The organism is Rhodoplanes sp. SY1 (genome assembly GCF_046000175.1).
Lineage (GTDB): Bacteria > Pseudomonadota > Alphaproteobacteria > Rhizobiales > Xanthobacteraceae > Rhodoplanes.
In genome coordinates, this window is record NZ_JBEOMB010000167.1 from 1 (window position 1) to 12,055 (window position 12,055).

Consider the following 12,055-nt stretch of genomic DNA (forward strand, 5'->3'; position numbering starts at 1 on the left):
GTTGAACAGGGTCGACTTGCCCACATTGGGCAGGCCGACGATGCCGCATTTGAATCCCATGATGCTCTCGTCAGGAGAAGAAGGGCTCGGGAGACCCGAGCTTGAAGGGGTCGAGGATGGTCATACCCTCGATCGTCCGCTCGTGCTGCATGTCTTCGCTCAGGAAGACGTTGCACCCGGCGATCAAGGCGGATGCGATCAGTAGAGAATCCCACCAGTTGAAGCCGCCGGCGTCCTGCACGCGCCAGGCACGGCGCAGGATATCGATGTCGAGATTGGCCGTGCAGCAGGACACAAATCCCGAGATGAAGAGGCGGGCCTCGTCACGCCCCATCCTCGGTCGCCGCTCCGTGATGACGCGATAGCACTCATTCAGGCTTTGCGGGCTCAGAACCAGGCTCTTGGTCTCGACCATCCTGGTCAGCCAGTCGGTCGCGACCTTCCGCTTTTCCGGCTCGCTCGGATCCACCGTGTAGACGATGAGATTCGTATCGACGAACCAGTTCCTCCTCCCGCTCGGCATAGAGCTCCTCGCGTGTCGGCAGATTCTTGCTGATGCCGGGGAATCCGGGACCGGTGAAGAACGGCCGGAGAATCGACATCGGATCCTCCGTCCCGCCCACCTTCTCGGCGACGGCGTCGGACACGTAGCGGGAGAGGCTTTTCGCCTGCTTCGCCGCCTCGACCCGGGCGCGGGCAAGAACCTCGTCCGGCAGCGTGATGGTCACGTTCTTCATGGGACACCTCGACACTGATTTCGTGTTTCAGTGTTTCCGTGTCAAGCGCGCTCGCTCTTCCCGGCCGCGCCCTTCGCGCTGCCATCGCCGGCCGTCTCCTTGTGGGGCCCCAAGAATCCCTTCGCCTGCATGGCGAGGTGGACCTTGTTCTGGAAGGTCGAGTCCTGGCCCTTGGCGAGCAGGCCGGCATTGTCGGCGATGGTGTCGCAGAGCGTCGCGACCCACTCCCGCTCGGCCTTGGCGAAGTCCTGCAGCACGTAGTGCTGCACCATCTCCTTGATCCCGGGATGACCGATGCCGATGCGCACCCGGCGAAAGTCGTTGCCCATGTGGGCGCCGATCGAGCGCAGGCCGTTGTGCCCGGCGGCGCCGCCCCCGGTCTTCAGCCGCACCTTGCCGGGCGGCAGATCGAGCTCGTCGTGCAGCACGACGATGTCGGCGAGCGGGACCTTGTAGAACTGCGCGGCCTCCTGCACGGCGCGGCCGGACTCGTTCATGTAGGTCTCGGGCATCAGCAGCATGACGCGCTCGCCGGCCAGCGGCCCTTCGGTCGCCTGGCCGTGAAAACGCTTCCGCCACGGCGGGAAGCCGTGGCGGCGGGCGATCGCCTCGATCGCCATGAAGCCGATGTTGTGGCGGTTGCCGGCGTAGCGGGAGCCCGGATTGCCGAGCCCGACCAGGAGCCGCATGACGATGCCTCACACCCGTCCCGGCAGATCAACCCGCTGTCATTCCGGGGCGTGAGCCGTAGGCTCGCGAACCCGGAATCCAGCGGCACATCAGGACCTCGCGGCTGGATTCCGGGTCCGGCGCTCCGCGCCGTCCCGGAATGACGACCGTATCCATCGACGGCAAGGTCGGCCGGGGGCGGCGCACCGCACCCGGGCCGGCCTCACTTCTTGGCGTCGGGCTTCTTGGCGCCCGCCGCGGCCTTGGCGTCGCCGGCCGGAGCCTTGGCGCCCGCCGCCGGCGCCTTGGCGCCGGCTGCCGGAGCGGCCGCACCGGCGGCCGGAGCCGCCGCCGCGTCCTTGGCGGCGCGCTGCTCCTCGGCGTATCCGGACGGCGGCACCAGGGTGACGAGCGTCGGGTCGAGCTTGCCGACCGTCTTGACGTTCGGCGGCAGCGTGATGTCGCTCAGGTGGCGCGAGTGGTTGATCTCCATGCCGGCCAGGTCGATCTCGATCGACTCCGGGATGGCGTCCGCCGGGCAGCGCAGCTCGACCGCGTGGGTGACGATGTTGACGGTGCCGCCGCGCTTGATGCCGGGGGCGCCTTCCGGATTGACGGTGCGGATCGGCACCCGCACCCGGATGGTGGCGCCTTCGCCCAGCCGCATGAAGTCGACATGCACGGGGCGGTCCTGCAGCGGCTCCAGCTGGTAGTCGCGCGGGATCACGCGATGCTTGGTGCCGTCCAGCTCGACGTCGAAGATCGTCGTCAGGAAGTGGCCGGCGAAGATGCGCTGACGCAGCTCGGCCGAATCGAGGGAAATGGTGACAGGCGGCTTGTTGTCGCCGTAGATCACGCCGGGAACGCGGCCTTCGCGACGAACGGCCCGGGCGGCCCCCTTGCCGGCCCGCGGACGCGACGTCGCCTTCAGCTCTTTGACGGTCGTCATGGTTGTGTCCTCTCTGCAACCGGGAACGCCCGCTCGCGCGGCCCCGCCCGGTCGATGCACGGATGAAGATTGTCGCTGACGCGACGGCGCGGCCGGCCTCCAGGGGTGCGTGCAGGCCGCGGAACGCGGGCTTATAGCAAAGCGCCGCCCGAATTGACAAGGAAGGGGCTGTTCGGCCGCTCGCCGCAGCCGTCTTCACCTCTCCCCGCCGCGCGGGGAGAGATCGGACTTTGCGCCGGCAGGCGCGAAGTCCGGGGGAGGGGGCGCCTCCGTATCCACGTGAGGCCCCCTCACCCCGACCCTCTCCCCGCCAGCGGGGAGAGGGAGCGCGGGCGTCAGCGGGTCTTCAGCCTCACACCACCGCGGTGGTGCCGGCGTCCATCCCGTTCGAACCCGAGGCGGCGAGCTTCGCCTCGAGGGCGGCGAGGCGGGCCTTCAAAACCTCGTTCTCCTCGCGGGCGAGGCGGGCCATCTCCTTGACGGCCTCGAACTCCTCGCGCTGGACGATGTCCATGTCGCGCAGGATGCGCTCGGCCTGGGTCTTGATCAGGGTCTCGGCCTCGCGGCGCACGCCTTGGGCGACGCCGGCCGCGTCGTTCATCAGTCGGGCCATCTCGTCGAAGAACCGGCTCGTCGTCTGGGCCATCGTTATGTCGTCTCCGGAACGCATGATCGGCAATGGGTGTCGGTCGCGGCAGACAATGGCGATCGCGGTGCAGCGACGCAAGCGCCCTGGTCGCCCGGACAGGCGATCCACCGCCCCGTCGCCCGCCGCCCCGCGCCGACCGCTTGACGTGCGGCGGCGCGCGCCGCATCACCCGAACCGCCCCGCCGGCCGAACCGTTCCACCGAAGAGACCGCCGATGCCGCTCGCCGTCCTCGACTTTCCGCGCATCGACCCGGTGCTGGTGAGCCTCGGCCCGTTCGCCATCCGCTGGTACGCGCTCGCCTATATCGTCGGCATCCTGCTCGGCTGGGTCTATGCCCGCGCCCTCATCCGCAACGAACGGCTGTGGGGCGGCCCGGCGCCGCTGAGCGTCGTCGACTTCGACGACTTCGTGGTGTGGGTGACGCTCGGCATCATCCTGGGCGGCCGCACCGGCTATGTGCTGTTCTACAATTTCGACCTGTTCGTCGCCGATCCGCTGAAGATCGTGAAGCTGTGGGAAGGCGGCATGTCGTTCCACGGCGGCTTCCTCGGCTGCGTCGCCGCCGTGGTGCTGTTCGCCCGCTCGCGCGGCCTGTCGATCGCGACCGTCGGCGACCTCACTTGCGCCGTCGCACCGATCGGCATCTTCCTGGGGCGGCTCGCGAATTTCATCAACGGCGAGCTCTGGGGCCGGGCCGCCCCTGACGTCCCTTGGGCCATGGTGTTCCCGGGCGGCGGGCCGCTGCCGCGGCACCCGAGCCAGCTGTACGAGGCCGGGCTCGAGGGGCTCGCCCTGTTCCTCCTCCTGTTCCTCGCCGTGCGGGCCGGCGCGCTGAAGCGACCCGGCCTGACCGTCGGCCTGTTCGCCTGCGTCTATGCGGTCGCCCGCTCGTTCTGCGAGGTCTTCCGCGAGCCCGACCCGCAGCTCGGGTTCCTGTGGGGCGGCATGACGATGGGGATGCTGCTCTCGGTGCCGCTGTTTCTGGCCGGCGTCGGGTTCATCGTCCATGCGCTACGCCGGCCACCGCTCGGGCGCGCCACGCCCGCCGAGGCGGCATGACGGCTCCGCCGCCCTCGCCCCTCGCCGACCTGTTGCGCCGACGGATCGCGGACGAAGGTCCGCTGCCGCTCGCCGACTGGATGGCGCTCTGCCTCGGCCACCCGCAGCACGGCTACTACGCGACGCGCGATCCGCTCGGGCGCGCCGGCGACTTCGTCACGGCGCCCGAGATCAGCCAGATGTTCGGCGAGGTTTTAGGACTCTGGGCCGCCGCCGTCTGGCAGCAGATGGGCGCCCCATCGTCGGTCCGGCTGGTCGAGCTCGGCCCTGGCCGCGGCACCATGATGGCCGACATGCTTCGCGCGGCACGGGTGCTGCCGGGGTTCCGGGCCGCGCTCCGCGTGCACCTCGTCGAGACGAGCCCGGTTTTGGCGGAACGCCAGCGCGAATCCCTCGGCGGGGCCGGCGTGCCGGTCGCCTGGCATCGCGACCTCGCCGAGGTGCCAAACGACCCGGCGATCATCGTCGCCAACGAGTTCTTCGACGCCCTCCCCGTGCACCAGGCCGAGAAGTCGCGCGACGGCTGGCACGAGCGCCGCATCGGGCTCGACCCGGACGGCGGTTTCGTCCTCACGCTCGGCCCGGCCGATCCGAAAATCGCGGAGCGGGTCCCGGAATTCTGGCGCATCGCTCCCTCCGGCACCGTGTTCGAGTGGCGCGACGAGGCGCCGGTCGCGGCGCTCGCCCAAAGGGTCGCCCGGGGCGGTGCCGCCCTGGTGATCGACTACGGCCATGTCGACCAGGGTCCGGGCGAAACGCTGCAGGCGATGCGCGGCCACGCCTTCGCGGATCCCCTCGCCGCGCCCGGCGAGGCCGACCTCACCGCCCATGTGGACTTTTTTGCGCTCGCCGCGACGGCGCGCGCCGCCGGGGCGGCCGTGCACGGTCCGGTCGGCCAGGCGAGCCTGTTGAAAGATCTCGGGATCGAGGCGCGGGCCGCCGCCCTCACGGCGAAGAACCCGGAGCGCGCGAACGAGATCGACGCCGCGCTCGCCCGCCTGCTCGACACGACGACGAAAACCGGCATGGGCCGCCTGTTCAAGGCGATCGGCCTCGGCGACCCGGCACTCGGCCCCCTGCCCGGCCTGCCGGCCGGCCTGACGACCGGCCCGACGGAGACTGCCCCATGATGCTCACCGCCCGCTCGCTCTCCGCCCTGCCCGGCATCAAGCATGCCTTCTTCACCCGCGAGGGCGGCGTCTCCGAGGGACTCTATGCCAGCCTCAATGCCGGCTTCGGCTCGGGCGACGACCAGGACCGGGTGACCGAGAACCGCGCCCGCATGGCGGCCGCCGTCGGCGTCGCGCCCGACCGCCTGCTCAGCGCCATCCAGATCCATTCCGCCGACGTCATCGTCGCCGAGACGCCGTGGACGGCGGCCGGGCGGCCGAAGCTCGACGCCATCGTCACTCGCATGCCGGGCCTCGCGGTCGGCGCCTCGACGGCCGATTGCGGGCCGGTGCTGTTCGCCGACCCGGAGGCCCGGGTGGTCGGCGCCGCCCATGCCGGCTGGCGCGGCGCGCTGGCCGGCGTCACCGACTCGACGATCGCCGCGATGGAACGCCTCGGCGCGTCGCGTGAGAACATCGTCGCCGCGATCGGGCCGATGATCCGACAGCGCAACTACGAGATCGGCCCCGAGGTGAAGGCCCTGTTCGTCGCCCAGGACCCGGCGCATGCGCGCTTCTTCGCCCCCGGCGCCGGCGACCGCGAGATGCTCGACCTCGCCGGCTACATCGCGGCCCGCCTCGCGGCGGCCGGGCTGCGCCACATCGAGGACCTCGACGTCTGCACCTATGCGGACGAAGCGCGCTTCTACTCGTTCCGCCGAGCGACCCACCGGGGCGAGCCGGATTACGGCCGCCACGTCAACGCGATCGCGCTGGTGCCGTGAGCCTCGCCCGAGCGGGCGAGACGTCGAAGCCACACGTCCGTTGAAAAACCGTTTCCGCCGGCCGCTTCGATCCCCGCGGCTGGATCCTCGCCACATTTACGGTTAAGCATCGGTTACCGAACGAGGCGGGACACCGCCCGACGGACCCGCTCGACCGGGCCGCGGAGCACGGGGATCGAATTCATGCAGGCTCGACCGGCGCGGCTGTCCGTGCCGACCGAACGAGGCGCGAGAATCGGCGGGATCGGCGCGATCCTGCTGGCGCTCCTGTGTGGCGCCTGCACCCAGACCACCGGGCAGACTGGCGCCCCGGGCGTCGCCGCAGTGCCGGGGGGGCGCGCGACCGTCGCCTTCGAATCGATCGACGGGCCGCCCGAGAGCGTCTTCACTCGGATGGTGCAGTCGCTGACCAGCGAGGCGCAGACCCGCCAGGTCGCCGTGGTGTCGCGCCAGACCCCGGCCCACTACCGCGTGCGGGTCTACACGGCCACCATCGTCACGCCGAAGAAATCGGTGGTGAGCTGGGTGTGGGACGTCTACGACGCCGACCAGCGCCGGGTGTACCGGATGTCCGGCGAGGAGCCGGTGAGCGGCGCCGGCAGCAACACCTGGGCGGCCGCCGACGAGCAGGTGATCCGCCGCATGGCCTCGTCCGGGATGGACCGGCTGGCCGGCTTCATGGCGGCGCCGCGCGCGACGCCGGCCCCGTCCGGCCCGGCGCCCTCCGGCCCGGGCGGCGCGCCTGCGCCCGACGCAGCCCCGCCGGCCGACACCGGCATGGCGCTCGCTGCCTTCGACGCGTCGACGACGCCCTGAACACCACATCCGCGGCACCCGGCGCCCACGGACCGCGTCCGTCGCAGATTAACTAATCCGCGCAGACGTGTCCTCGCGACACCAGTCGCGGGCGAAAACCTTCCGGATAACAAAACCGTCGTATTGCGCCGGCCACGCCTGCCCTGTATTCAGGCGCCGCCGGTCAGGTTAGTCGCTCGCGTGGGCGTTCAGGAGGTCGGGAATGCCTGGCAAAAATGGAGCGATCAAGCTCGTCGCAGGCAACTCCAATCCGCGGCTCGCCGAGGCGATCGCCGCGTATCTGAAGACGCCGCTCACCCGTGCCGTCGTCCGCCGCTTCGCGGACATGGAGGTTTTCGTCGAGATTCTGGAGAACGTCCGCGGCGCCGACGTGTTCGTCGTGCAGGCCACGTCGTTCCCGACGAACGACCACCTGATGGAGCTCCTGATCATCATGGACGCGCTCAAGCGCGCGTCGGCGCGGCGCGTCACCGCCGTGCTGCCGTATTTCGGCTACGCCCGGCAGGACCGCAAGCCCGGTCCCCGCACGCCGATCTCGGCCAAGCTGGTCGCCAACCTGATCACCCGGGCCGGGGCCGACCGCGTCCTCACGGTCGACCTGCACGCCGGCCAGATCCAGGGCTTCTTCGACATCCCGACCGACAATCTCTACGCCTCGCCCGTGATGGTGCGCGACATCAAGGAGCGCTTCGAGCTCTCCAAGCTGATGGTCGTGTCGCCCGACGTCGGCGGCGTGGTGCGGGCGCGCGGGCTCGCCAAGCGCATCAACGCGCCGCTCGCCATCATCGACAAGCGGCGCGAGCGCGCCGGCGAGTCGGAGGTGATGAACGTGATCGGCGACGTCGAGGGCCGCACCTGCATCCTGGTCGACGACATCGTCGATTCCGGCGGCACCCTGGTGAACGCCGCCGACGCGCTGCTCGAGCACGGCGCCGAGCGCGTCTACGCCTATATCAGCCACGGCGTGCTGTCGGGCGGGGCGGTGGCGCGCATCACCGCGTCGCGCCTGAAAGAGCTGGTGATCACCGACTCGATCCAGCCGACCGAGGCGGTGCGAGTCGCCGACAACATCCGGGTGCTGTCGATCGCCACCCTGCTCGGCGAAGCCATCGGCCGCACCGCCGCCGAGGAGTCGGTGTCGAGCCTGTTCGACTGAGCGGGACCGGGTCATTCCGGGGCGGCGCGCAGCGCCGAACCCGGAATCCAGCGGAGACCGTGGAAGCTGTGGCTGGATTCCGGGTTCGCGGCTTCGCCGCGCCCCGGAATGACGGGAACTGATCACCCGGAAACAGAATTACTGTGCCGTGACGCCCCTGGGTCCCCGCCTTCGCGGGGACGAGCGGACAAACGACGCGCTTCGCCCGGCATTTCCGCATCGAGATCGACTCCCCCCAGCGGTCCCCGGCGCGCGTCTCCCTGATCACGTTTCCTGATCACGACCGACTCACGATCCTGGCCGACTCGTGTCCGCATGCCGTCGCGACTCGTTCCGGCTCCGATTCCGATCCGTTCCGCTTTTGATTCAGAGTGCCGTCCAGCGCCGTCGCGCCCCCGAGTCAAACTGTCGCGGGGACAACTCCGCTTCCCTGTGGACCGGGACGGGGCGGTCGTTGCGCGATTCAGCGGAATGAACGAACCCTTTCGGGTGACCGCGGCGATCACGTCGCGGCCGCCACGGCCGGTCCGGCGGCGCCCCGTTCGCGCCTCCGGAGACGGATGTGAACTGCACGAATTTCGCGGGCGGCACCCGATTCCGTCGGACCGGGGCGCGCTCTATAGTCGAAGGACCGAGTGATTCGGTGTTCGTCGGCCCCGCCCTGCAGGACGGTCCTGCATGCGGGCGCTTCGGGCACCCGGCGCGTGCCGTGGTGTGGCGTGCGTTCGTGCGTTCTCCCGCGTCCGGCACTCGAGGGGTGGAAGCGACATGTCGTTGATGGAGATCACGAGCTCGCGGAGCGCCAATCCGGTCGACATCGTCGAGCGGATCGCGGCGGTCAACGACTGGTCCTTCGCGCGGTCCAGCGATGACGAGGTCACGCTCGTGATGACGGGCAAGTGGACCGATTATCAGATCTCCTTCACCTGGATGGGCGAGATCGAGGCGCTGCATCTCGCCTGCGCGTTCGATCTGAGAGTCCCGGAGCGCCGGCGCGCCGAGCTGCTCGAGCTCGTGACGATGATCAACGAGCAGCTCTGGATCGGCCATTTCGACTTCTGGGCCAACGACGGGCTGGTGATGTTCCGCCACGCGCTGGTGCTGGCCGGCGGCGTCGAGGCCTCGGGCCCGCAATGCGAGTCGATGCTCGCCACCGCGACCGAGGCGTGCGAGCGCTACTACCAGGCCTTCCAGTTCGTGATCTGGGCCGGCAAGTCGCCCCGCGAGGCGATGGAAGCCGTGATGTTCGAGACCCACGGCGAGGCGTGAGGATCGGCCGCGATTCATACGGCCGTCATTCCGGGGCGCGATCCGCAGGGTCGCGCGCCCGGAATCCATATCCCCGGTCCTGATGGCTTACGCGAGACAGGGCGTATGGGTCGCGGGCTCGCGGCTTTGCCGCGCCCCGGGACGACGCCTGCAGAGGTTACGGCTGCCGATTGCTGCTATAAGACCGGCCGATCCGTCCTCTAGACCCCCATCGGCCCTTCGCGCATGAACATCCTGCTTCTCGGCTCCGGCGGACGCGAGCACGCGCTCGCCTGGAAGATCGCTTCGAGCCCGCTCGTCGACCGTCTGTGGTGCGCGCCCGGCAATGCCGGCATCGCCCAGGAGGCCGACTGCGTCGCCCTCGACCCGGTCGACCCGGACGCCGTGATCGGCTTCTGCCGCGGCAACGCCGTCGACCTCGTGGTGGTCGGCCCCGAGGCGCCGCTGGTCGCCGGCCTGGTCGACGCCCTCACGGCCGCCGGCATCGCGGCGTTCGGCCCGACCGCCGCGGCGGCGCGCCTGGAAGGCTCCAAGGGCTTCACCAAGGCGCTGTGCCGGGCGAACGGGATTCCCACCGCGGCCTACGAGGTGTTCACGGCCGCCGAACCCGCCAAGGCCTATGTCCGCGAGAAGGGTGCGCCGATCGTCGTGAAGGCCGACGGCCTCGCCGCCGGCAAGGGCGTCGTCGTCGCCGAGACGCTCGGCCAGGCCGAGGCGGCGATCGACGCGATGTTCGCAGGCTCGCTCGGCGCCGCCGGCGCGAGCGTCGTGGTCGAAGAGTTCCTGACCGGCGAGGAGGCGTCGTTCTTCGTCCTGTGCGACGGCGAGACGGCGCTGCCGCTCGCCTCGGCCCAGGACCACAAGCGCGCCTTCGACCTCGACGTCGGGCCCAACACGGGCGGCATGGGCGCCTACTCGCCGGCCCCGGTGATGACCGACGCGATCACGGCCCGCACCATGGACGAGATCATCCGCCCGACCCTGACGGCGATGGCCGCGATGGGCTGCCCCTACAAGGGCGTGCTGTTCGCCGGCCTGATGATCACGGCCGAGGGGCCGAAGCTGATCGAGTACAATTGCCGGTTCGGCGACCCCGAATGCCAGGTGCTGATGCTGCGGCTCGCCTCCGACCTGGTGCCGGCGCTCCTCGCCACCTGCGACGGGACCCTGAAGGACGTGTCGCTCGCCTGGCACGACGCCGCCGCCATCACGGTGGTGATGGCGGCCAAGGGGTATCCTGGCACATACGAGAAGGGCAGCGTCATCGACGGCCTGCGCGACGCCATGGCGGTCGACGACGTGGAAATCTTCCACGCCGGCACGGCCGAGCGTGACGGGCAGATCATCGCGGTCGGCGGACGCGTGCTCAACGTCAGCGCGACCGGCAAGACACTCGCCGAGGCGCGCACGGCCGCCTACACGGCGATCGGCGAGATCCGCTGGCCGGGCGGCTTCTGGCGCCGCGACATCGGCGCCAAGGGGCTCGCGCGGCGCGGGTGACGAGGCGGCCCCCCGCCCCCTCGAACGGCGTCTTACGGACGCCGCGACGATCCGGCTATGCTGCGGCGAGCGATCCGCCGATGCGGACCGCGCGTGCTGCATCGATGATGCTGGAGTCGCAGATGTCCGATCTCGCCGACCTCTATCCCGGCTTCGAGTCGCACTGGATCGACACCAGTGCCGGCAAGCTGTTCGCCCGCTCCGGCGGCAGCGGGCCGCCGCTCTTGATGCTGCACGGCTATCCGCAGTCGAACCTCATCTGGCACAAGGTCGCGCCGGCGCTGGCGAAGCGTTTCCGCCTGATCCTGCCGGACCTGCCGGGCTACGGCTGGTCGGCGGCGCCGCGCGCCGGGGCCGACCACGCGCCCTACACCAAGCGCGCCATGGCGGCCGCCATGATCGACCTGATGGAGGCGCTCGGCCACGCCCGCTTCTCGCTCTGCGGCCACGACCGCGGCGGCCGGGTCGGCTATCGCCTCGCGCTCGATCATCCGGGGCGGTTGGAAAAACTCGCCGTGATCGACATCGTCCCGACCTGGGCGATGTGGCACGGCATGGACCAGACGCTCGCCTACAAGGTCTGGCACTGGACTTTTTTAGCCCTGCCGGCTCCGTTCCCCGAGACGATGATCGGCAAGGACCCGGTTTATTACCTCGATTGGAAGATCGCGAGCTGGTCGGGCACCAAGGATCTGACGCCGTTCGATCCGCGCGCGCTGGCGCATTATCGCGCGGCGTTCCAGGACCCGCTGCGCATCCATGCGAGCTGCGAGGACTACCGGGCCGGCCGCACCACGGATCTGGCCTTCGACGAGGCCGACCACGTCGCCGGGAACAAGATCGCCTGCCCGATGCTGGTGCTGTGGGGGGCGAAGGGAATCCCGAGCGAGAACGCCCCGCTCGCCACCTGGCGCGAATGGGCGGACGACGTGCGCGGCACCCCGATCGACTCCGGCCACTTCCCGCAGGAGGAGAACCCGGCCGCCACCCAGACGGCGCTGTTGGCGTTCTTTGCGGAGGGCCGGTGAGGAGCTCGTCAATGTGGGACACGGTGGTTCCTTCACCTCTCCCCGCGCGCGGGGAGAGGTCGGGGTTCGCGCCGCAGGTGCGAGCCCCGGGTGAGGGGGCGCATCCGTATCCACGAGACGCCCCCTCACCCGCCGCGCGGCGCGCGTCGACCTCTCCCCGCACGCGGGGAGAGGTGAAGAGAGGGCCCGCGGCGCGGCACCGCGACCTGATCACTTCGAGCGCAGGCGCTGCAGGCTGGTGCGGCTGTTCGCGTCGGAGGGGTCGTAGGAGACGGCGCGCTCGTAGTCGTCGATGGCGAGATCGACGCGGCCGCGCCGCTCGTTGGCG

At 70.3% G+C, this 12,055-nt stretch carries 13 protein-coding genes and 1 pseudogene; 8 read left to right on the top strand and 6 right to left on the bottom strand.

All coding sequences use genetic code 11. The features are described from left to right. The 6 genes and pseudogenes from ABTU92_RS26925 to ABTU92_RS26950 form a co-directional block, all read right to left on the bottom strand. Nucleotides 1-60, bottom strand: a pseudogene (locus tag ABTU92_RS26925) (GTPase); the annotation flags it as partial. 10 nt (nucleotides 61-70) lie between these two features. After that, nucleotides 71-469, bottom strand: coding sequence for a PIN domain-containing protein (locus ABTU92_RS26930; protein WP_408094669.1), 399 nt, complete (start codon nucleotides 467-469; stop codon nucleotides 71-73). Then, the gene (locus ABTU92_RS26935; protein WP_408094670.1) at nucleotides 369-737 is read right to left on the bottom strand and encodes a hypothetical protein; all 369 of its coding nucleotides are present in this window, start codon (nucleotides 735-737) and stop codon (nucleotides 369-371) included. Before ABTU92_RS26935 ends, ABTU92_RS26930 begins: the two co-directional genes overlap by 101 nt. A 41-nt stretch (nucleotides 738-778) precedes the next feature. Next, complete coding sequence (pth, locus tag ABTU92_RS26940; RefSeq protein ID WP_408094671.1) at nucleotides 779-1,426, bottom strand: aminoacyl-tRNA hydrolase; 648 nt, start codon at nucleotides 1,424-1,426, stop codon at nucleotides 779-781. 203 nt (nucleotides 1,427-1,629) lie between these two features. Continuing rightward, a complete protein-coding gene (locus ABTU92_RS26945) occupies nucleotides 1,630-2,355 on the bottom strand; it encodes a 50S ribosomal protein L25/general stress protein Ctc (RefSeq protein WP_408094672.1) in 726 nt (241 codons plus the stop codon). 352 nt (nucleotides 2,356-2,707) lie between these two features. After that, entirely contained in the window at nucleotides 2,708-3,001 is a 294-nt protein-coding gene (locus ABTU92_RS26950; protein ID WP_408094673.1) for an accessory factor UbiK family protein, read from the bottom strand. A gap of 217 nt (nucleotides 3,002-3,218) precedes the next feature. Between ABTU92_RS26950 and lgt the strand changes: the two genes are divergently transcribed. The 8 genes from lgt (at nucleotide 3,219) to ABTU92_RS26990 (ending at nucleotide 11,727) form a co-directional block, all read left to right on the top strand. Further along, nucleotides 3,219-4,064 carry a prolipoprotein diacylglyceryl transferase gene (gene lgt, locus ABTU92_RS26955; RefSeq protein WP_408094674.1) on the top strand — a complete coding sequence of 282 codons (846 nt, stop codon included), beginning with the start codon at nucleotides 3,219-3,221 and terminating at the stop codon, nucleotides 4,062-4,064. Then, nucleotides 4,061-5,194, top strand: coding sequence for a class I SAM-dependent methyltransferase (locus tag ABTU92_RS26960; RefSeq protein ID WP_408094675.1), 1,134 nt, complete (start codon nucleotides 4,061-4,063; stop codon nucleotides 5,192-5,194). Before lgt ends, ABTU92_RS26960 begins: the two co-directional genes overlap by 4 nt. Then, nucleotides 5,191-5,958, top strand: a complete 768-nt coding sequence (gene pgeF / locus ABTU92_RS26965) for a peptidoglycan editing factor PgeF (protein WP_408094676.1) — start codon at nucleotides 5,191-5,193, stop codon at nucleotides 5,956-5,958. The genes ABTU92_RS26960 and pgeF overlap by 4 nt, the downstream gene beginning before the upstream one ends. 183 nt (nucleotides 5,959-6,141) lie before the next feature. Beyond that, entirely contained in the window at nucleotides 6,142-6,774 is a 633-nt protein-coding gene (locus ABTU92_RS26970; RefSeq protein ID WP_408094677.1) for a hypothetical protein, read from the top strand. Nucleotides 6,775-6,976: 202 nt separating this feature from the next. Further along, a complete protein-coding gene (locus tag ABTU92_RS26975) occupies nucleotides 6,977-7,930 on the top strand; it encodes a ribose-phosphate pyrophosphokinase (RefSeq protein ID WP_111358531.1) in 954 nt (317 codons plus the stop codon). Between the two features lie 768 nt (nucleotides 7,931-8,698). After that, entirely contained in the window at nucleotides 8,699-9,199 is a 501-nt protein-coding gene (locus ABTU92_RS26980; protein ID WP_408094678.1) for a YbjN domain-containing protein, read from the top strand. A gap of 225 nt (nucleotides 9,200-9,424) precedes the next feature. Beyond that, the gene (purD, locus tag ABTU92_RS26985) at nucleotides 9,425-10,699 is read left to right on the top strand and encodes a phosphoribosylamine--glycine ligase (protein ID WP_408094679.1); all 1,275 of its coding nucleotides are present in this window, start codon (nucleotides 9,425-9,427) and stop codon (nucleotides 10,697-10,699) included. Between the two features lie 122 nt (nucleotides 10,700-10,821). Beyond that, the gene (locus ABTU92_RS26990) at nucleotides 10,822-11,727 is read left to right on the top strand and encodes an alpha/beta fold hydrolase (protein WP_408094680.1); all 906 of its coding nucleotides are present in this window, start codon (nucleotides 10,822-10,824) and stop codon (nucleotides 11,725-11,727) included. The last annotated feature ends 328 nt before the right edge of the window (nucleotides 11,728-12,055 follow it).

Bases quoted from the DNA above. Each gene is read 5' to 3' on its own strand.
- ABTU92_RS26960 (WP_408094675.1), top strand. From the start codon at position 4,061: ATGACGGCTCCGCCGCCCTCGCCCCTCGCCGACCTGTTGCGCCGACGG.
- ABTU92_RS26980 (WP_408094678.1), top strand. From the start codon at position 8,699: ATGTCGTTGATGGAGATCACGAGCTCGCGGAGCGCCAATCCGGTCGAC.
- ABTU92_RS26990 (WP_408094680.1), top strand. From the start codon at position 10,822: ATGTCCGATCTCGCCGACCTCTATCCCGGCTTCGAGTCGCACTGGATC.
- lgt (WP_408094674.1), top strand. From the start codon at position 3,219: ATGCCGCTCGCCGTCCTCGACTTTCCGCGCATCGACCCGGTGCTGGTG.
- ABTU92_RS26970 (WP_408094677.1), top strand. From the start codon at position 6,142: ATGCAGGCTCGACCGGCGCGGCTGTCCGTGCCGACCGAACGAGGCGCG.
- purD (WP_408094679.1), top strand. From the start codon at position 9,425: ATGAACATCCTGCTTCTCGGCTCCGGCGGACGCGAGCACGCGCTCGCC.
- ABTU92_RS26950 (WP_408094673.1), bottom strand. From the start codon at position 3,001: ATGGCCCAGACGACGAGCCGGTTCTTCGACGAGATGGCCCGACTGATG.
- ABTU92_RS26935 (WP_408094670.1), bottom strand. From the start codon at position 737: ATGAAGAACGTGACCATCACGCTGCCGGACGAGGTTCTTGCCCGCGCC.
- pth (WP_408094671.1), bottom strand. From the start codon at position 1,426: ATGCGGCTCCTGGTCGGGCTCGGCAATCCGGGCTCCCGCTACGCCGGC.
- ABTU92_RS26975 (WP_111358531.1), top strand. From the start codon at position 6,977: ATGCCTGGCAAAAATGGAGCGATCAAGCTCGTCGCAGGCAACTCCAAT.
- ABTU92_RS26945 (WP_408094672.1), bottom strand. From the start codon at position 2,355: ATGACGACCGTCAAAGAGCTGAAGGCGACGTCGCGTCCGCGGGCCGGC.
- pgeF (WP_408094676.1), top strand. From the start codon at position 5,191: ATGATGCTCACCGCCCGCTCGCTCTCCGCCCTGCCCGGCATCAAGCAT.